Origin of the sequence: Pseudoxanthomonas suwonensis, assembly GCF_000972865.1 — a bacterium.
In the GTDB taxonomy this organism is placed as follows: domain Bacteria; phylum Pseudomonadota; class Gammaproteobacteria; order Xanthomonadales; family Xanthomonadaceae; genus Pseudoxanthomonas; species Pseudoxanthomonas suwonensis_B.
In genome coordinates, this window is record NZ_CP011144.1 from 3,222,699 (window position 1) to 3,241,992 (window position 19,294).

The following is a 19,294-nucleotide window of genomic DNA, read 5'->3' on the forward strand; positions in this document are numbered from 1 at the left end:
CAGCGGATGCAGCACGGGACGACGATCCGGAAAGCGCGGCACTGGCGGGCAGTGGCGACGGCATTGCTGGCCCTGTTGCTGGCCGCGTGCGGTGCCCGCGACGGCCGGGATGCCGGCGACGCTGCCACCGGCGGCAGTGCGGCGGCCTCGAAGCGGGCCGCGGGGGAACGGCCCGCCGGTGAGGCGCCGATCCCTCGGATCGTTACCGAGAACGGCCGCCACGCGCTGCTGGTCGACGGCGAGCCGTTCCTGATCCTCGGCGCGCAGGTCAACAACTCCAGCAACTGGCCGCGGGCGCTGGACCAGGTGTGGCCGGCGATCGACATCGTCAAGCCGAACACGGTGATGGTGCCCATCGCCTGGGAACAGATCGAGCCGGAAGAGGGCAGGTTCGACTTCTCCTTCGTCGACGAGTTGTTGAAGCAGGCGCGCGAGCACGACCAGCGCCTGATCCTGCTGTGGTTCGCCACCTGGAAGAACAACGCGCCGCACTACGCGCCCAGATGGGTGAAGCTGGACAACGAACGCTTCCCGCGCGTGGTCACCGCCGACGGGCGCACGCTCAACTCGCTTTCGCCGCACGGCGAGGCCACGCTGGAGGCCGACCGCAAGGCCTTCGTCGCTCTGATGCAGCACCTGAAGGCGGCCGATCCGCAGCGCACCGTAATCATGGTCCAGCCGCAGAACGAGCCCGGCACCTACGGCAGCGTGCGCGACTTCTCGCCGCTGGCGCAGCGGCACTTCGAGGGACCGGTGCCGCAGGCGCTGCTGGAGCGGCTGGGCAAACCGCCGGGGACCTGGCGCGAGGTGTTCGGCGACGATGCCGATGAGTTCTTCCACGCCTGGCACATCGCCCACTACATCGACCAGGTCGCGGCGGCGGGCAAGGCGGCCTACCCGCTGCCGATGCTGGTCAACGCCGCCCTGCGCGGGCCGTTCAATCCCGGCCAGCCGGGCCAGTACGCCAGCGGCGGGCCGACCGACAACGTACTCGGCATCTACAAGGCCGCCGCCCCGCACATCGACCTGCTGGCGCCGGACATCTACATGCCCGAGTACAGCCACTACACCACGGTGCTGGACCGCTACGCGCGCGCGGACAACCCGCTGTTCGTGGCCGAGACCGGCAACCGCGCCGAGTACGCCCGCTATTTCTTCTCCGCGCTGGGCGAACAGGCGATCGGCTGGTCGCCGTTCGGCATCGACTTCAGCCACTACAGCAACTGGCCGCTGGGCGCGAAGGAGGTCACGCCCGAGACGCTGGAGCCGTTCGCGCTCAACTACCGGCTGGTGGCGCCGGCGGCGCGGGTGATCGCTCGCGCCAGCCTGGAAGGCAAGGTGCACGGCACCGCCGAGCAGCCCGGGCAGGCGGTGCAGACGCTGCGGATCGACGACCGCTGGAACGCGGTGGTGACCTACGGCGTGCCGCAGTTCTGGTTCCAGGGCGAGCCGCCGGGCAATCCCGAGCCGGTCGGGCGCGCGCTGGTGGTGCAGCTGGGGCCGGACGAGTTCCTGGTCACCGGCGCGCATGCGCGGATCAACCTGGTGGCCGGCGATCCGGCGCTGGCCGACCGGCAGACCTACGAGTACGTGGACGAGGGCACCTACGTCGACGGCGAATGGGTGTTCCACCGCCGCTGGAACGGCGACCAGACCGACTACGGACTGAACTTTTCCGACGCCCCGCAGCTGTTGCGGGTGAAGTTGGCGACCTACTGACAGAAGCGATGGCGTCCGCGGGCGCCGCAAGGGAGGAACAAGCATGAGGGGACAGACGAAGCCGGCCGCGCGGGCGGTGCTGGTGATGGCGCTGCTGCCGCTGGCCGCCGCCGCGCAGACCGTGGAGCGGCAGGCCGACGGCGTGATCGTGCGCCCGGCCGACGGCCAGGCCGCCGACGTGCGCGTGCAGGTGGTCAGCGATCGCATCGTGCGGATCAGCGCCGACCTGGACGGCGACTTCCAGCGCAGCCCCAGCCTGATGCGGGTGCCGGTGCCGGGCACGCCCAGGTTCGAGGTCGGCCAGACCGCCGATGCGGTGCGGCTGACCGCCGCGGGCATCGCCGCCGAAATCGCGCTGGCCGACGGCCGGGTGAGTTTCTTCGACGGCGACGGCAGGCCGCTGCTCGAGGAAACCCGCGGTGGCCGCAGCTTCACCCCGTTCGAGGCCGAGGGCCGGCCACTGGTCAGCGTGCGCCAGCGTTTCGTCTCGCCGGACGACGAGTCGTTCTACGGCACCGGCCTGCACCAGCAGGGCTGGATGGACCTGAAGGGCCGTGATGTCGAACTGCTCCAGCACAACATCGACAATGCGATCCCGTTCGTCCAGTCCACGCGCAACTACGGCATCCTCTGGGACAACAACGCGATCACCCGCTTCGGCGATCCGCGCGGGCTGCGCCCGCTGGACGAGAGCCTGCTGCTGCGCGACGCCAAGGGCAAGCCGGGCGCGCTGACCGCGCGCTACTCGATCGACGGCAAGGACAAGGTGGTCCGCCGCGAGTCGCAGATCAACTACCAGTACATCAAGGACCTGGACAACCTGCCCAAGGCCGGCTGGAACACCGCCCAGGGCGGCCGCACCCGGGTGGTTTGGGAAGGCACGATCGAGGCGAAGAAGCCGGGCCGCCACACCTTCTCGCTGTACAACAGCGAGTACGCCAGGGTGTACGTCGACGGCGAACAGGTGATCGACCGCTGGCGCCAGAACTGGAACCCGTGGCACCACGAGTTCGCGCTGGAACTGGCGCCGGGCCGGCAGCACGCCCTGCGCGTGGAATGGGACGCGATCGACCCGGCCTACATCGCCCTGCTGCACCGCGAGCCGCTGCCGGCCGACGAGGCCAGGGACCTGTCGATCTGGTCCGAGGCCGGGCAGATGATCGACTACTACGTGGTCGCCGGCCGCAACGGCGACGAACTGATCGCCGGCTACCGCCAGCTCACCGGCAAGTCGGTGATCCTGCCGAAGTGGTCCTACGGCTTCTGGCAGAGCCGCGAACGCTACAAGACCCAGGAAGAACTGACCGGCGCGCTGGACGAGTACCGCCGCCGCCAGCTGCCGATCGACGCGATCGTGCTCGACTGGTCCTACTGGCCACAGGACGCCTGGGGCTCGCACGACTTCGACCCGGAGACCTTCCCCGACCCGGAGGGGATGGTCAAGCATGTCCACGACCGCAACGCACAGATCATGATCTCGGTGTGGCCGAAGTTCTATCCGACCACCGACAACTACAAGGAGCTGGACGCGGCCGGCCACATGTACCGGCGCAACGTCGAGGTCGGCGAGCGCGACTGGATCGGCGAGGGCTACCTGAGCTCGTTCTACGACCCCTACTCGAAGCAGGCGCAGGACATCTTCTGGCGCCAGGTCAACGAAAAGCTGAACCGCAAGGGCTTCGACGCCTGGTGGCTGGATGCCAGCGAACCGGACCTGCACAGCAACATCGACATCGGCGAGCGCAAGGCGCGGACCACGCCGACCGCGTTCGGTCCCTCGGTCGAATACTTCAATTCCTATCCCTTGGTGCACGCGGAGGGCGTGTTCCGCGGCTCGCGCGAAGTCGATCCGGACAAGCGCGTGTTCATCCTCTCGCGCGCGTTCTTCGCCGGGCAGCAGCGGACGGCCTCCGCGTTCTGGAGCGGCGACATCGTGCCGCGCTGGGACGACCTGCGCGAGCAGATCGCCGGCCTGGTCAACGCCTCGATGGCTGGCGCGCCGAACGTGAGCTTCGACATCGGCGGCTTCTCGCCGGAGCAGCGCTACAGCGACAAGGACCCGGCGCACCTGGCCGAGTGGCGCGAGCTGAACCTGCGCTGGTTCCAGTACGGCGCGTTCGTGCCGGTGTTCCGCCTGCACGGCCAGTTCCCGTACCGCGAGATCTGGGAGATCGCCCCCGAAGGCACGCCGCATTACGACAGCTTCGTGCACTACCTGAAGCTGCGCTACACGTTGCTGCCCTACGTCTATACCCTGGCCGCCGACACCTGGCACAACGACGGCACGCTCCTGCGCACGCTGTCGATGGATTTCCCCGGCGATCCGAAGGTGCGCGGCATCGCCGACCAGTACCTGTTCGGCCCGGCGTTCCTGGTCGCGCCGGTGGTCGAGTTCAAGGCCACCGGCCGCCCGGTGTACCTGCCGGCAGGCAGCAGCTGGATCGACTTCGAAACGGGCCGCCGCCACGAGGGTGGGCAGACGATCGAGGCCGCCGCGCCGCTGCAGCGCATGCCGCTGTTCGTCCGGGCCGGCTCGATCGTGCCGCGCACGCTGGTCCAGCAGTACGTGGACGAGCGGCCGGGCGCGCCGCTGACCATCGAGGTCTACACCGGCGCCGACGGCCGCTTCTCGCTGTACGAGGACGACGGCCGCAACTACGGCTACGAGCGCGGCCAGTTCAGCCGCATCCCGCTGGCCTGGAACGAGGCCACCGGCGAACTGTCGATCGGCGCGCGCGAGGGGTCGTACCCGGGCATGCGCACGGAGCGCGAGATCCGGGTGCGCTGGATCGACGGCCCGCGCGGCGATGCAGGCGCGCTGGAGCCGGCCGCCGACCGCAGCCTGCGCTACACCGGCAGGGCGGTGACCGTGCGCCGCCCGGGTGCCTGAGTCAGGGCCGGTAGCATGGACCTGAGCAGGCGCGAACTGCTCAAGGCGACGGCGGCGGCCCTGGCCGTCGCCGGGGCGGGCGCGGTTCCGGCCACCGGCGTTGCCGCCGCCAACGCGGGACGCAGTGGCATGGTCGCGGGCGGTGGTGCGGCCGGCCCCGCCAACGCGCTGCGCCTGTGGTATCCGCGCCCGGCCACGCAGTGGGTCGAGGCGCTGCCGCTGGGCAACGGCCGGCTCGGCGCGATGGTCTGGGGCGGCGGCAAGTCCGAGCGGCTGCAACTAAACGAGGACACGCTGTACGCGGGCGGACCCTACGACCCGACACCGCCGGAGGCACTGGCCACGCTGCCTGAGGTGCGCCGGCTGATCTTCGCCGGGCGCTATGCCGAGGCCGAGGCGCTGGCCAACGCGAGCATGATGGGCCAGCCGAAGAAGCAGATGCCCTACCAGCCGCTGGGCGACCTGCTGCTGGATTTCCTCGAGGTTTCCTACGTCAACGGTTACCGGCGCGAACTGGACCTGGACCGTGCACTGGCGACCAGCACCTTCGAGGCGCGCGGCCTGCAGCACACCCGCGAGGTGTTCGTCTCGCCGGTGGACCAGTGCCTGGCCATGCGCATTTCGGGCGACAGGCCGGGGCGGATCGGACTGCGCATCGGCCTGGCCAGCGACCACGCGGTTTCCGCGGTCGAGGCCGACGGCGACGGCGGCCTGCTGCTGCGCGGCCGCAACGGCGACGCGTTCGGCATCGAGGGCCGGCTGCGCTTCGCCGCGCGCCTGCGGGTGCTGCCGCAAGGCGGGAAGATGCGGCGGCTGGGCGAGCGCATCGAGGTCACCGGCGCCGATGAAGTGGTATTGCTGCTGACCGCCGCCACCGGCTTCCGCCGCTTCGACGACATCGGCGGCGACCCGGAGGCCATCACCCGCAGCCAGTTGCAGTCGGCGGCAGGCAAGTCCTGGGAGGACCTGCTGGCGGCGCACGTGGCCGAGCACCAGCGGCTGTTCCATCGCGTGTCCATCGACCTGGGGCGTTCTCCCGAGGCGGTCGCCGGCCTGCCGACCGACGCGCGCGTGGCCCGCTTCGCCGAAGGTGGCGACCCGGAACTGGCGGCGCTGTACCACCAGTTCGGCCGCTACCTGCTGATCTGCTGCTCGCGGCCCGGCACCCAGCCGGCTAACCTGCAGGGCATCTGGAACGACCTGCTGTCGCCGCCGTGGGAGAGCAAGTACACGATCAACATCAACACCGAGATGAACTACTGGCCGGCCGAGGCCAACGCGCTGGCCGAGTGCGTCGAGCCGCTGGAACGCATGGTCGCCGAGCTGGCCGAGGCCGGTGCGGACACCGCGCGGAGCATGTACGACGCCCCGGGCTGGGTGGTCCACCACAACACCGACCTGTGGCGCCGCACCGCGCCGATCGACGGCGCCGAGTGGGGCCTGTGGCCGACCGGCGGCGCCTGGCTGCTGCAGCACCTGTGGGACCGGTGGGACTATGGCCGCGAACCCGGCTACCTGGAGAAGGTCTGGCCGCTGTTCCGCGGCGCGGCCGAGTTCTTCGCCGCCACCCTGGTCGAGGACCCGGGTACCGGGGCGATGGTCACCGCGCCGTCGATCTCGCCGGAGAACGTGCATCCGTTCGGCGCCACGCTGTGCGCCGGCCCGTCGATGGACGCGCAGCTGCTGCGCGACCTGTTCGGCCAGTGCATCGAGATCGCCGGCCTGCTCGGCGTGGACGCGGAACTGGCCGGCCGGCTGGCGGCGCTGCGCGAGCGGCTGCCGCCGCACCGCATCGGCCGCGCCGGGCAGCTGCAGGAGTGGCAGCAGGACTGGGACATGGACGCCCCGGAGCTCGACCACCGCCACGTCTCGCACCTGTACGCGCTGCACCCGTCCAGCCAGATCAACCTGCGCGACACCCCGGCGCTGGCCGCCGCCGCCCGCCGCTCGCTGGAGATCCGCGGCGACGAGGCCACCGGCTGGGGCATCGGCTGGCGCCTGAACCTGTGGGCACGGCTGCGCGACGCCGAGCGCGCGCACAAGGTGCTGGCGATGCTGATCAGCCCGTCGCGGACCTACCCGAACCTGTTCGACGCGCATCCGCCGTTCCAGATCGACGGCAACTTCGGCGGCACCGCCGGCATCACCGAGATGCTGCTGCAGAGCTGGGGCGGCACGGTGTTCCTGCTGCCGGCGCTGCCGCAGGCGTGGCCGGACGGCCAGGTGCGCGGACTGCGCGTGCGCGGCGCGGCGGTCGTGGACCTGGACTGGGCGCGCGGCCAGCTGCACCAGGTGCGCATCGCCAGCGACCGCGGCGGGCGCTACCGGCTGGAGTACCGCGGGCAGCCGCTGGAACTGGAACTGGTCGCGGGACAACCAGCGACGCTGGCCTGGCGCGGCGGGAAGCTGCTGCGGGGATGAGCGGCCGCTGCGCCATCGCGGCGTGGCCGCAGCGGGCGAGGCCGTGGTGCAGCGACGACGCGATGGTTTCATCCGGATCAGTTCGCTGCGATGCCGCATGCAGATGACCGCCGTGGTCGGGTGCGCGCATGTGCCGGCGGAAGGTGACGACAGCGCTGACATTGACGGTAAGCTGTGCCGCGTCGGCCCGCGGTGATCGTGCGGGTGGGTGTGGCGGCGCACCGCGGCAAGCGGCGCCGTCGCGGGGAGGCGGGTCCGTGAGGGCGGACCCTGGTGGTGGGCGGTCCGCGTGGGTGGACCGTTGGGGGAGGGCGCACCGGCCTGCCGGTGCGGAAGACCAATACGACGACAAGGGTTGAAATGAGCAGTCCATCCATCGCCGGCCAGACGGCCGCGCATGCGGGAGAGAACACCCGTTTCATCATCCTGATCAGCCTGGTGGCCACGATCGGCGGTTTCCTGTTCGGCTACGACAGCGGCGTGATCAACGGCACCGTCGACGGCCTGAAGCTGGCCTTCGGCTCCGACGCGGCGGTGACCGGCTTCAACGTGGCCTCGATGCTGCTGGGCTGCGCGATCGGCGCGTGGTTCGCCGGCACCCTGGCCGACCGCTACGGCCGCCGCACCATGCAGCTGTGGGCGGCGGTGTTCTTCCTGGTGTCGGCCTGGGGCTCGGGCATCGCCACCTCGTCGCTGGAGTTCGTGTTCTACCGGGTGCTCGGCGGCTTCGCCGTCGGCGCGGCCAGCGTGATGGCGCCGGCCTACATCAGCGAGGTGGCGCCGGCGCGCTACCGCGGCCGGCTGGCCACGGTGCAGCAGATCGCGATCATCTCCGGCCTGTTCGCCTCGTTCCTGAGCAACTACCTGCTGGCACGGCACGCCGGTTCGTCGGTGGAGCCGTTGTGGTGGGGCTTCGAGGCCTGGCGCTGGATGTTCTGGGCGGAGATCGTGCCGGCGGCGGTGTTCCTGGTCGCCCTGTTCTTCATCCCGGAAAGCCCGCGCTACCTGGTGGCGCGCGGCCTGCGCGAACGGGCGTCGGCGGTGCTGGCGCGGCTGTACGGCCCGGCCGTTGGCGAGCGCACGCTGGTGGAGATCGATGCCTCGCTGGCCAAGGACCACCACCGCCCGCGGCTGTCGGACCTGGTCAGCAAGGTCACCGGCAGGATCCGCCCGATCGTGTGGGTGGGTGTCGGCCTGGCCACGTTCCAGCAGTTCGTCGGCATCAACGTGGTGTTCTACTACGGCGCGGTGCTGTGGCAGGCGGTGGGCTTCTCCGAGAACGATGCGCTGCTGATCAACGTGCTGTCCGGCGCGCTCAGCATCGGCGCCTGCCTGGTCACCGTGGCCCTGATCGACAAGGTCGGACGCAAGCCGCTGCTGTGGGTCGGCTCGGTGGGCATGGCGGTGAGCCTGGCGCTGGTGACCTGGGCGTTCGCGTCCGGCGGCGTGGACGCGGCCGGCAAGCTGCAGCTGTCCGGGTCGATGGGCGTGCTGGCGCTGGTGGCGGCCAACGTCTACGTGATCTTCTTCAACCTGTCCTGGGGCCCGGTGATGTGGGTGATGCTGGGCGAGATGTTCCCGAACCAGATCCGCGGTTCGGGCCTGGCGGTGGCCGGCCTGGCGCAGTGGACCGCGAACTTCCTGATCACCTGGACCTTCCCGATGCTGCTGGCGGGCATCGGCCTGGCCGGTGCCTATGGCATCTACACCTTCTTCGCGGTGGTGTCGGTGTTCTTCGTCATGCGTTACGTGCACGAGACCAAGGGCAAGGCGCTGGAGCAGATGGAGGGCTGAAGTGCTCCCGGCCGGCCGTGGCGGCACCAGCCGCCACGGCCCTGCGGGACCGAGGCCGCGACGGCCAAGGCGACGCAACCGCAACCGCAACCGCAAGAGCGTCTGGGGTGGTCGGCTTCGGGCTGAGCCGCGGCAGTGCGGGTGTGTTGCGGTCGGCTCGACGGCACCTCCGTGCGCCGACTCGCCGACGCGGCCATCCCTGGCCGCTGCCGCAACACACCCGCACCGCCACGTCTTCGGGAACTTTGGGGTCGTGGCTCCGTTCCGGCGCCGGGAAGCAACAGCCGTCGTTGCGCCGTCCGCTGTTCTGTAGGAGCCGGCTTGCCCGCGACCCGATGCCGTCGGCCCAGGCGACGCCCTCATGGTCCCGACGCACGTGTCGCCGACTGAAGTCGGCTCCTACAGAAGAGCGGCCGCGCCGTGGCTGTTGTAGGAGCCGGGTTCAGCCGGCGACGCGACGCCGTCGGCACAAGCGACGCCTTCGTGGTCGCGACACCCGTGTCGCCGGCAAGACCGGCTCCTACAAGAGCAAGCCGTGCGGCCGTAAACAAGCTGCCCGGCCGTTGGCTCCCCCTCCCTTTCGCCGCAGGCGAAGGGGGAAGCGGGCCGTTTGCGAGCCATTGGCGCGCGGCCCGAAGAACGCCTGCAGGCTAGGCCCGAGGCCCGAGGCCCGAGGGCCGGGGAGGGGGCTTTTGCGCTTGCTCCACCGATCGAGGCCACTGCCGTAACGCCGCCCGAGGACGTCGTCCCCCAAGGGGCTGGCGCAAGCAGCACATGGATGTGCTGCGGTCGCGACTCGGAGGCAGGACGCCGGAGCGGAGCGATGCGCCAGCCCCCTGGGGGACGGCGGCCCAGGCCGAAGCCGACGCTCTTGCTTCGAGGCCTTGCGACGGCCCCTGCCGCCGCCCCGGGATCCGGGCGGCCTTCCCGGAGTCGGGAGAAGAACCACAAAAAAACCCCGCATCAGCGGGGTTTTTCCTGTCTCCGGCCGGCGGGATGGCGCTCCCTAGGGGACTCGAACCCCTGTTTTAGCCTTGAGAGGGCCACGTCCTAACCACTAGACGAAGGGAGCGTTGCGGGTGTCGCCGGCGAAGGCGCGCTAGTATATTCACGCGCCCGCCGGACGGCAATCCGGCCGGACCGATCCCGTTCACGGAAGCATGCCCATCAATCCGCACTCCCTCCCGCAGCCCATCCTGCGCAGCATCCCGCGCGACCAGCACACGATTTCCCGCCGGGACATCAGCCCCAATGCGCTGCGCGTGCTCTACCGCCTGCGCGAAGGCGGTTTCGGCGCCTACCTGGTCGGCGGCGCGGTCCGCGACCTGCTGCTGGGCCTGCACCCCAAGGACTTCGACGTGGCCACCGACGCCACGCCCGAGCAGGTCAAGCAGCTGTTCCGCAACTGCCGCCTGATCGGCCGCCGCTTCCGCCTGGCCCACGTGGTCTACGGCAGGGAGATCATCGAGGTCGCCACCTTCCGCGCCAACGTCGACGACGGCAGCGGCGACCGCGAGCTCGAAGACGGGCGGCTGGTCCGCGACAACGTCTACGGTAGCATCGAGGACGACGCGATCCGCCGCGACTTCACCTGCAACGCCCTCTACTACGCGATCGAGGATTTCTCGGTGCGCGACTACACCGGCGGATTCGAGGACGTGCAGGCGCGGACCATGCGCCTGATCGGCGACCCGGAGACCCGCTACCGCGAGGACCCAGTGCGGATGCTGCGCGCGGTGCGGCTGGCGGCCAAGCTCGGCTTCAGCATCGAGCCGGCGACCGCCGCGCCGATCCCGCTGCTGGCGTCGCTGCTGGGCGAGGCCGCCCCGGCGCGCCTGTTCGAGGAAATGCTCAAGCTGTTCCTGTCCGGGCACGCGGTGGCCAGCTTCGAGGGCCTGGAGGCCCACGGCCTGCTCGGCGCGGTGTTGCCGGAAACGGCGGCGGCGCTGCGCTCCAACCGCAGCGGCGCCCTGCGGCGGATGCTGCTGCAGGGCCTGAGCAACACCGATGCACGGGTGGCCGCCGACGAGCCGGTGTCGCCGGCCTTCCTGTTCGCGCTGCTGCTGTGGCCGGCCTACTGCCGCGCCCTGGCCGGGCTGCAGGCGCAAGGCATGCATGCCGAGGAAGCGCAGCGCCGCGCTGCCGACCGGGTCACCCTGCACCAGGTGCAGACGATCGCGCTGCCCAAGCGCTTCTCGCTGCCGATGCAGGAGATCTGGCTGCTGCAGACGCGCTTCGCCTCGCGCCAGCGCAAGCGGGTGTTCCGCCTGCTTACGCACCCGCGCTTCCGCGCCGCCTACGACTTCCTGGTGCTGCGCCTGGCCGCGTCCGATTCGCACGCCGGCGACGTGGAGTTCTGGAAGCAGGCCCAGCAAAGTTCCGGCGACGAGCTGTCGGCGAGCCTGGAGGCGGCCAGCGCCGCCGGCGAGGCCGGCGATGCGCCCGAGCGCAAGCGCCGCCGCCGGCGCCGCCGCCCGTCGGCCGCCGCCTCGGCCGAATGAGCGCGCCGGTCCACGCCTGCATAGGTCTCGGCGCCAACCTCGGCAATCCAGAGGCGGCCGTGCGCCGCGCCGCCGAAGCGCTGACCGGGCTGCCGGACACGCGGGTGCTGGCGCTGTCGCGGCTGTACCGGACCCCGGCCTGGGGCCAGGTCGACCAGCCGGACTTCGTCAACGCCGCCGCCCTGCTGAAGACCGGGCTGGAGCCCGAAAAGCTGCTCCAGGAACTGCTGCGGATCGAGCGCGAGGCTGGCCGCGACCGTGCGGCCACGACCGCGTCCCGCCGCTGGGGACCGCGCGTGCTGGACCTGGACCTGCTGCTGTACGCCGGCCGGGTCGTGGACCTGCCCGGGCTGCGGGTGCCGCATCCGCACCTGCACGAGCGCGCTTTCGCCCTGGTGCCACTGGCGGAGATCGCCCCGGCCGAGCCGTTCCCCGGCCACGGTACGGTCGCCGACGCCCTGCGCGGGGTCGATGCCGAGGGCATCGTGCCACTGGCCGATCCGGCCAGAATCGACTGATCCGTCCGGCTGGCTGACGGGCTCACTCTTCCCCTGGCCGTGGGCGATAATCCCCGGCTTGCCGAACCGGGTCCGCCCGATGAGACGCGTCCTGATGAGAAGCCGCCGATGAGCGTACATGCCGAGCAGAAGCCCTGGACCGTGCCGGCGCTGGCCGAGGCCAAGCGCCAGGGGCGCCGCCTGGCGATGCTGACCGCCTACGACGCCGGGTTCGCCCGCACCCTGGACCGCAACGGCATCGACCTGGTCCTGGTCGGCGATTCGCTGGGCATGGTGGTGCAGGGCCACGGCTCGACCCTGCCGGTGACGGTGGCCGACGTGGCCTACCACACCGCTGCGGTGGCCCGTGCGCTGACCCGGGCGCTGTTGCTGGCCGACCTGCCGTTCCAGTCCGACGCGACCCCCGAGCGCGCGCTGGACGCCTCGGTGGCGCTGCTGCAGGCCGGCGCGCAGATGGTCAAGCTGGAAGGCGCTGGGCCCAAGCTCGACGTGATCCGGTTCCTGGCCGCGCGCGACATCCCGGTCTGCGCGCACCTGGGCCTGACCCCGCAGTCGGTGCTCAAGCTCGGCGGCTTCAAGGTGCAGGGCCGCGAGCAGCAGGCCGCGGCGCGGCTGCTGGCCGACGCACAGGCGGTGGCCGAGGCCGGCGCCTCGTTGCTGGTGCTCGAATGCGTGCCCACCGCGCTGGCACAGCGGATCACCGCCGCGGTGCCGATCCCGACCATCGGCATCGGTGCCGGCCCGCACTGCGACGGCCAGGTGCTGGTGCTGCACGATTTCCTGGGCCTGGACAGCGGCCATCGCCGGCCGCGCTTCGTCAAGGATTTCCTCGCCGAGGGCGGATCGGTGGCCGGCGCGGTGCGCGCCTACGCCGACGCGGTGCGCGACGGCAGCTTCCCCGACGCCGACCACGCCTACGCCTGAGCGCCCCCGAAGAACATGATCGAGACCATCACCGGACTGGACGCCCTGCGCGAGCGCGTGCGCGGCTGGAAGCGCGAGGGCCTGCGGGTGGGCTTCGTGCCGACCATGGGCAACCTGCATGCCGGCCACTATTCGCTGGTGATGCTGGCCCGGCAGTATGCCGACCGGGTGGTGTCCAGCGTGTTCGTCAATCCGACCCAGTTCGGGCCGAGCGAGGACTTCACCCGCTATCCGCGCACGCCGGCCGCCGACACCGCCGGGCTGGAAGGCGCCGGTTGCGACGTGCTGTGGCTGCCGACGGTGGAGTCGATGTATCCCTTCGGCGTGGAGCTCGCCTCGAAGGTGCACGTGCCGGGCGTGAGCGCGGTGCTGGAGGGCGAGTGCCGCCCGGGGCACTTCGACGGCGTCTGCACCGTGGTCAGCCGCCTGTTCAACCAGGTCCAGCCGGACCTGGCCGCGTTCGGCAAGAAGGACTACCAGCAGCTGGCGGTGATCCGGCAGCTGGTGGCCGACCTGCAGTTCCCGATCGAGATCATCGGCGGCGGCATCGTCCGCGAGGCCGACGGCCTGGCGATGAGTTCGCGCAACCAGTACCTGGGGCCGGACCAGCGCCCGCGCGCGGCGGCCATCCACCGCGCGCTGCGCGACATGCGCCAGGCGCACCTGGACGGCGCGCCGCGCGCGGTGGTCGAGGCGCAGGCGCGCGCGCAGCTTGAGGCGGTCGGCTTCGCGGTCGACTACGCCGCGCTGCGCCGCCCGGACCTGTCCGGGCCGGACGACGGCGAGGCCGGTCCGCGCGTGGCCCTGGTGGCGGCGCGGCTGGGCACGACCCGGCTGATCGACAACCTCGAGTTCTGAGGCCGCCGGCGGCGATGCCGCCACCGATTTTTGTTTCCGGTGCAACGCCCGCCGCGTTGCTACCATCCACGACCGAGAGTTGGACGTCCCATGCAACTGACCCTGCTGAAAGCCAAGATCCACCGCGCCACCGTCACCCATTCGGAGCTGAACTACGAAGGCTCGGTGGCGATCGACGGGCTGCTGCTCGACGCCACCGGCATCCGCGAATTCGAGCAGGTGCACGTGTGGGACGTCACCAACGGCAGCCGCTTCACCACCTATGCCATCCGCGCCGACGAGGGCAGCGGGGTCGTCTCGCTCAACGGCGGCGCCGCGCGCCACGTGCAGGTCGGCGACCTGGTGATCATCGCCGCGTTCGCCGGGCTGAGCGAAGCCGAGGCCGCCGCGTTCCAGCCCAACCTGGTGTACGTGGACGCCGCCAACCGCATCACCCACACCAACCACAGCATTCCCAAGCAGGCCGCCTGATGACCGCATCCGCTTCCGGTTTCGAACGTCTCCAGTCCCATGCCGCGCGCCTTTCCGGCACCGGCATCGCGCAGCTGCTGAAGGACGAACCGGAGCGGATCGCCGCGCAGGCGCTGCAGGTCGGCCCGCTGTACGCGACCTTCGCCCGCCAGCGCTACGACGCCCAGGCCTGGGACGCGCTGCTGGCGCTGGGCCGGGAGCGCGACCTGCCCGGGGCGTTCCGGCGCCTGTTCGACGGCGACAAGGTCAACGTGACCGAGGGCCGCGCCGCGCTGCACACCGCGCTGCGCGGCGACCTGTCGCCGGCGCCGGCCGCGCGCGAGGCCTATCGCACCGCTGCCGACGTCCGCCAGCGGATGCGCGGCCTGATCGAGGCGCTGGAGGCCAGCGAGGTCAGCGACATCGTCAGCGTCGGCATCGGCGGCTCGGACCTGGGCCCGCGGCTGGTGGCCGACGCCCTGCGCGGGCCGCTGCCGGGCCGCTTCCGCGTGCACTTCCTCTCCAACGTCGACGGCTCGGCCGCGCAGCGCACGCTGGCGCCGCTGGACCCGGCGCGTACCGCGGCGGTCTTCATCTCCAAGACCTTCGGCACCCAGGAGACCCTGCTCAACGGCGCGATCGTCCGCGACTGGCTTGGCGGCAGCGAGCGCATCTACGCGGTCAGCGCCAACCCGGAGCGCGCCGCCGCTGCGTTCGACATCGCCGCCGGGCGCGTGCTGCCGATGTGGGACTGGGTCGGCGGGCGCTACTCGCTGTGGTCGGCGGTCGGTTTCCCGATCGCGCTGGCGATCGGCTTCGACCGCTTCGAGCAGCTGCTGGCGGGCGCGGCGCTGATGGACGCGCACGTGCTGGAGGCACCGCTGGAATCCAACCTCGCCGTGCGCCACGGCCTGGCCGCGGTGTGGAACCGCAACGCGCTGGGCCTGGCCTCGCACGCGGTGCTGACCTACGACCAGCGCCTGGCGCTGCTGCCGGCCTACCTGCAGCAGCTGGTGATGGAGTCGCTGGGCAAGCGGGTGGAGCTGGACGGCAGCCCGGTCGCCGCCGACACCGTGCCGGTGTGGTGGGGCGGGGCCGGCACCGACGTGCAGCACAGCTTCTTCCAGGCCTTGCACCAGGGCACCGGGATCGTGCCGGCCGACTTCGTCGGCACCGTGCGCAACGACGATCCGTACGCGGCCAACCACGACGCGCTGCTGTCCAACCTGCTGGCGCAGACCGAGGCGCTGGCCAACGGCCAGGCCAGCGACGACCCGCACCGCGCCTACCCGGGCGACCGGCCGAGCACCACGATCCTGCTCGACGCGCTGACCCCGCAGTCGCTCGGCGCGCTGCTGGCGCTGTACGAGCACAGCGTCTACGTGCAGTCGGTGGTGTGGGGCATCAACGCCTTCGACCAGTTCGGCGTGGAGCTGGGCAAGCAGGTCGCCAACACCCTGCTGCCGGCGCTGCGCGGGGAGACCGGCGCGGCCGACCCGGTCACCGCGGAGCTGATCCGGCGCCTGGGGTGCTGATCCGTTCTCCCGCCCCAGGCACCGGACCCGTTCTCACGCTCCGTCGTCGCGGCGCAAGCCGGGACCCAGTGGCTTGGCTCCAGGACGCCTTGCAGCGAGAGCTGAAGTCGCTGGGTCCCGGCTTGCGCCGGGACGACGGGGCTGGTTCGTTTGGACGTCGCCAGGGGCAAGCTTCCCGGGCGTAGCATCACCCGCCCAGCCGCTGCGGATGGCTGTACACGACCTGGCGCCCGGGCCGCACGAAGCCGACCAGCGTCAGGCCGCAGCCGCGCGCCAGGTCCACCGCCAGCGCGGTCGGTGCCGACACCGCCGCCAGCAGGCCCACGCCCAGCCGCGCGGCCTTGGTCACCATCTCGTAGCTGGCCCGGCTGCTGACCAGGACGAAGCCGCCGCGCAGGTCCGCGCCTTCGCGCGCCAGCGCGCCGAGCAGCTTGTCCAGGGCATTGTGCCGGCCGACATCCTCACGCACCTGCAGGATCGTGCCGTCGGCCGAAGCCCAGGCCGCCGCATGCATCGCGCCGGTGGTGGCGTTGATCGGCTGGAAGCGTTCCAGTTCCGCGCTGGCCCGCTGCAGCGCGGCGGTGTCCAGCACCGGTCCCTCGGGCACCATCGGCGGCGCCTGCAGCACCTCCTCGAGCTGGCGGCTGCCGCACAGGCCGCAGCCGCTGCGGCCCGGCAGGAGCCGGTCGCTTCCGTCCTCCGGCACGGTGGCCGATGGCGCGTCGATGTCGACCACGAAGCCTTCCAGCCGCGGTTGCACGTCCACCGCGCGTATGTCCGCTGCGCGACCGATGCGGCCTTCGCTCAGCGAGAAGCCCCAGGCGAAGTCCTCCAGGTCCAGCGGCGTGGCCATCATCACCGCGAAGGAGCGGCCGTTGTAGCGCAGTTCCACCGGCGCCTCCTCGGCCAGCCAGTCTTCGGCGCGGTGCCCGCCGGCTTCGGCGTGGATGGTGACCGTGCGCCGTCCGCGGCCGGCGTGCGGCTCAGGCGCCATCGCCGTCGCGGAGGGAGGCGGCCGTCAGCCGCACCGGCACCGACTTGTAGCCGGGCGTGCCCGAGCGCGGATCGTGGTCGTCCAGGCCGATGAGCGCGTTGCCTTCCGGGTAGTACATCGCCGCCGAACCGCGGGCGATCTCGAACGCTACCGCCTGCAGGCCATGGACCACGCGGCCGCTCGGTGTACCGTCGGCGCGGCAGGCCGCCACGTCCACGCGCGTGCCGGCCGCCAGGCCCAGCGCGGCGAGGTCGTCCGGATTGACGAACACCACGTCGCGGCCGCCGTGGATGCCGCGGTAGCGGTCGTCGAAACCATAGACGGTGGTGTTGTACTGGTCGTGCGAGCGCACCGTGGCCAGGACCAGCAGGTCGGCGGCCGGCGGCGGGTCCTCGTCCAGGCCGCGCGCGACCAGGAAGCGGGCCTTGCCATCGGGGGTGTTCCAGCGGCGCTGCGCGGCGGCGTTCTCCAGGTGGAAGCCGCCGGGCACGCGGATCCGCGCGTTGTAGTCCTTGAAGATCGGCAGCACCGCCTCGATGCCGTCGCGGATGCGGTCGTAGTCCTCGACCATGCCTTCCCAGTCGACCTTCGACGCCGGCAGCGTCGCCCGCGCCAGCAGGGCCACGATCGCCGGTTCCGAACGCAGCTGGTCGGAGGCGGGCTTCAGCCGGCCCTGCGAGGCGTGCACCATCGACATCGAATCCTCCACCGTCACCGACTGCGGGCCGCCGGCCTGCACGTCCAGCTCGGTGCGGCCGAGGCAGGGCAGCAGGAACGACTGCCGGGCCGGGATCAGGTGCGAGCGGTTGGGCTTGGTGGCGATATGCACGGCGAGGTCGAGCTTGCGCATGGCGGCGAAGGTGGCCTGCGGGTCGGGCATGGCCACGGCCAGGTTGCCGCCCAGGCACACCAGCGCCTTCGAACGGCCTTCGGCGATCGCCTTCACCGCCGCCACCGAGTCGTGGCCGTGCGCGGTGGGCGGCTCGAAGCCGTAGGTGCGGCGGATGCCATCCAGTAATACGGCATTGGGCTGCTCGGTGATGCCGACGGTGCGGTCGCCCTGCACGTTGGAATGGCCGCGCAGCGGGCAGATGCCGGCGCCGGGCTTGCCGATGTTGCCGCGCAGGAGCAGCAGGTTGGCCAGCTGCTGCACGTTCTGGGTGCCATGGCGGTGCTGGGTGATGCCCATGCCGTAGCAGACGATCACGCGCTCGGCCCGGGCGTAGATGCCGGCGGCGATGGCGATCTCCCCGCGGCCCAGGCCGGACTTGCGCTCGATGCTTTCCCAGGAGGTCGCGCGCAGGTCGGCGGCCAGCGCCTCGAAGCCGGTGGTATGTCCGGCGATGAAGCCGCGGTCGAGCAGGCCGCTGCCGCCGGCGGCCAGGTCGTCCGCGTCGGCCTCCAGCAACCACTTCATCATGCCCTTGAGCACGGCCACGTCGCCGCCGATCCGCGGCTTGAAGTAGGTCGAGGCGATCCGCACCGAGCGGCCGGTCAGCATCTCGGCCGGGTCCTGCGGCGAGGTGAAGCGCTCCAGGCCGCGCTCGGGCATCGGGTTGAGCACGACGATCGGCACGCCGCGCAGCGAAACCTCGCGCAGGGTGCCGAGCATGCGCGGATGGTTGGTGCCGGGGTTGTGGCCGATGCAGAACACCGCGTCGGCGTGCTCGAAGTCCTCCAGCTGCACCGTGCCCTTGCCGACGCCGATCGCCTCGGGCAGGCCCACGCTGCTGGCCTCGTGGCACATGTTCGAGCAGTCGGGGAAGTTGTTGCAGCCGTACTCGCGCACGAACAGCTGGTACAGGAACGCGGCCTCGTTGGAGGCGCGGCCGGAGGTGTAGAACTCGGCCATGGCCGGGTCGGGCAGGGCGCGCAGGGCCGCGCCGATGCGCGTGGCGGCCTCCTCCCAGGACACCGGGACGTAGCGGTCCTGCGCGGGGTCGTAGGCCATCGGGTGGGTCAGGCGGCCGGCGTCCTCCAGCGCGTGGTCGTTCCACTGCCACAGCTCCGACAGCGTGTGCGCTGCGAAGAACTCCGGGGTGGCGCGCTTGGCCGTTGCTTCCCAGGCCACCGCCTTGGCGCCGTTCTCGCAGAACTCGAACGAGGAGGCATGGCGCGGATCCGGCCAGGCGCAGCCCGGGCAGTCGAAGCCGGCCGGCTGGTTGACCCGGTGCAGCGCCTCGACCGAGCGGGTCACCGACATCTGCGCGCGGATCGCCCGCGCCACCGCGCCCAGCGCGCCCCAGCCGCCGGCCGGCGCGTCGTTGGGTTCGAAGGAGGCGTCCGCTGCGGGATGCTCGTGGGAGGGCTTGCCCATCTGGCCGGCCTCGCGGTATCGAGGGGCCATCATAGGCCTGCCGGCGTTATCGCAGCGGCATGCGTCCGTTGCGGTTCACGCAGCGCGGTCAGCGCCCGGGCGGCTGCCGGTCCAGATACTCCTGCAGCAGCGCCAGTTGTTCCTGCGCCTCCGGGTGGCCCGCCGCGGCGGCGGCACGGACCTGTTCCAGGTCCGGATGCCGGACCACCAGCACGATGTCCTCGCAGCGTGGGCACAGGTACTCGCTCAGTTCCTCGTGCGGCTGCAGCAGCATGTCGCGGCTGTCGCCGCGCCACTCGCAGGCGGCGCACTCGTGCGTGCGCGTGCGCCAGCCGGGCAGGAAGTAGTCGTCGACCAGGTCGGGCATCGCAAG

At 71.5% G+C, this 19,294-nt stretch carries 13 protein-coding genes and 1 tRNA gene; 10 read left to right on the forward strand and 4 right to left on the reverse strand.

Translation table 11 applies throughout. The annotated features are described in order from the left end of the window. Positions 1-6 precede the first annotated feature (6 nt). The 4 genes from WQ53_RS13270 to WQ53_RS13285 all read left to right on the forward strand — a co-directional run bounded on the left by WQ53_RS13270 (position 7) and on the right by WQ53_RS13285 (position 8,824). On the forward strand, positions 7-1,719 hold the full coding sequence (locus WQ53_RS13270; protein ID WP_052634088.1) for a DUF5597 domain-containing protein: 1,713 nt from the start codon (positions 7-9) through the stop codon (positions 1,717-1,719). A gap of 43 nt (positions 1,720-1,762) precedes the next feature. Then, on the forward strand, positions 1,763-4,609 hold the full coding sequence (locus WQ53_RS13275; RefSeq protein ID WP_052633165.1) for a TIM-barrel domain-containing protein: 2,847 nt from the start codon (positions 1,763-1,765) through the stop codon (positions 4,607-4,609). A gap of 15 nt (positions 4,610-4,624) precedes the next feature. Further along, entirely contained in the window at positions 4,625-7,030 is a 2,406-nt protein-coding gene (locus WQ53_RS13280; RefSeq protein WP_052633168.1) for a glycoside hydrolase family 95 protein, read from the forward strand. Positions 7,031-7,390: 360 nt separating this feature from the next. After that, entirely contained in the window at positions 7,391-8,824 is a 1,434-nt protein-coding gene (locus WQ53_RS13285; RefSeq protein WP_052633170.1) for a sugar porter family MFS transporter, read from the forward strand. 997 nt (positions 8,825-9,821) lie between these two features. On the opposite strand, the gene WQ53_RS13290 is transcribed toward WQ53_RS13285, so the two are convergent. Beyond that, positions 9,822-9,896: transfer RNA gene (locus WQ53_RS13290), tRNA-Glu, on the reverse strand. Positions 9,897-9,984: 88 nt separating this feature from the next. On the opposite strand from WQ53_RS13290, the gene pcnB reads away from it, so the two are divergent. The 6 genes from pcnB (at position 9,985) to pgi (ending at position 15,610) form a co-directional block, all read left to right on the forward strand. After that, positions 9,985-11,325, forward strand: coding sequence for a polynucleotide adenylyltransferase PcnB (gene pcnB / locus WQ53_RS13295; protein WP_052633172.1), 1,341 nt, complete (start codon positions 9,985-9,987; stop codon positions 11,323-11,325). Then, the gene (gene folK, locus WQ53_RS13300; RefSeq protein ID WP_052633174.1) at positions 11,322-11,843 is read left to right on the forward strand and encodes a 2-amino-4-hydroxy-6-hydroxymethyldihydropteridine diphosphokinase; all 522 of its coding nucleotides are present in this window, start codon (positions 11,322-11,324) and stop codon (positions 11,841-11,843) included. The genes pcnB and folK overlap by 4 nt, the downstream gene beginning before the upstream one ends. Before the next feature lie 108 nt (positions 11,844-11,951). Continuing rightward, positions 11,952-12,767, forward strand: coding sequence for a 3-methyl-2-oxobutanoate hydroxymethyltransferase (gene panB / locus WQ53_RS13305; protein ID WP_052633175.1), 816 nt, complete (start codon positions 11,952-11,954; stop codon positions 12,765-12,767). A 15-nt stretch (positions 12,768-12,782) separates the two neighbouring features. After that, the gene (gene panC, locus WQ53_RS13310; RefSeq protein ID WP_052633178.1) at positions 12,783-13,625 is read left to right on the forward strand and encodes a pantoate--beta-alanine ligase; all 843 of its coding nucleotides are present in this window, start codon (positions 12,783-12,785) and stop codon (positions 13,623-13,625) included. 90 nt (positions 13,626-13,715) lie between these two features. Continuing rightward, the gene (gene panD, locus WQ53_RS13315) at positions 13,716-14,096 is read left to right on the forward strand and encodes an aspartate 1-decarboxylase (RefSeq protein ID WP_052633180.1); all 381 of its coding nucleotides are present in this window, start codon (positions 13,716-13,718) and stop codon (positions 14,094-14,096) included. After that, positions 14,096-15,610 carry a glucose-6-phosphate isomerase gene (gene pgi / locus WQ53_RS13320; protein WP_052633182.1) on the forward strand — a complete coding sequence of 505 codons (1,515 nt, stop codon included), beginning with the start codon at positions 14,096-14,098 and terminating at the stop codon, positions 15,608-15,610. The genes panD and pgi overlap by 1 nt, the downstream gene beginning before the upstream one ends. 187 nt (positions 15,611-15,797) lie before the next feature. Here the strand turns inward: pgi and fdhD are convergent, their stop codons facing one another. The 3 genes from fdhD to WQ53_RS13335 form a co-directional block, all read right to left on the reverse strand. Next, a complete protein-coding gene (gene fdhD / locus WQ53_RS13325) occupies positions 15,798-16,604 on the reverse strand; it encodes a formate dehydrogenase accessory sulfurtransferase FdhD (RefSeq protein WP_052633184.1) in 807 nt (268 codons plus the stop codon). Next, positions 16,594-18,921, reverse strand: a complete 2,328-nt coding sequence (locus tag WQ53_RS13330) for an FdhF/YdeP family oxidoreductase (protein WP_052634089.1) — start codon at positions 18,919-18,921, stop codon at positions 16,594-16,596. The genes fdhD and WQ53_RS13330 overlap by 11 nt, the downstream gene beginning before the upstream one ends. An 88-nt stretch (positions 18,922-19,009) precedes the next feature. Then, positions 19,010-19,288 carry a hypothetical protein gene (locus WQ53_RS13335; protein WP_052633186.1) on the reverse strand — a complete coding sequence of 93 codons (279 nt, stop codon included), beginning with the start codon at positions 19,286-19,288 and terminating at the stop codon, positions 19,010-19,012. Positions 19,289-19,294 lie beyond the last annotated feature (6 nt).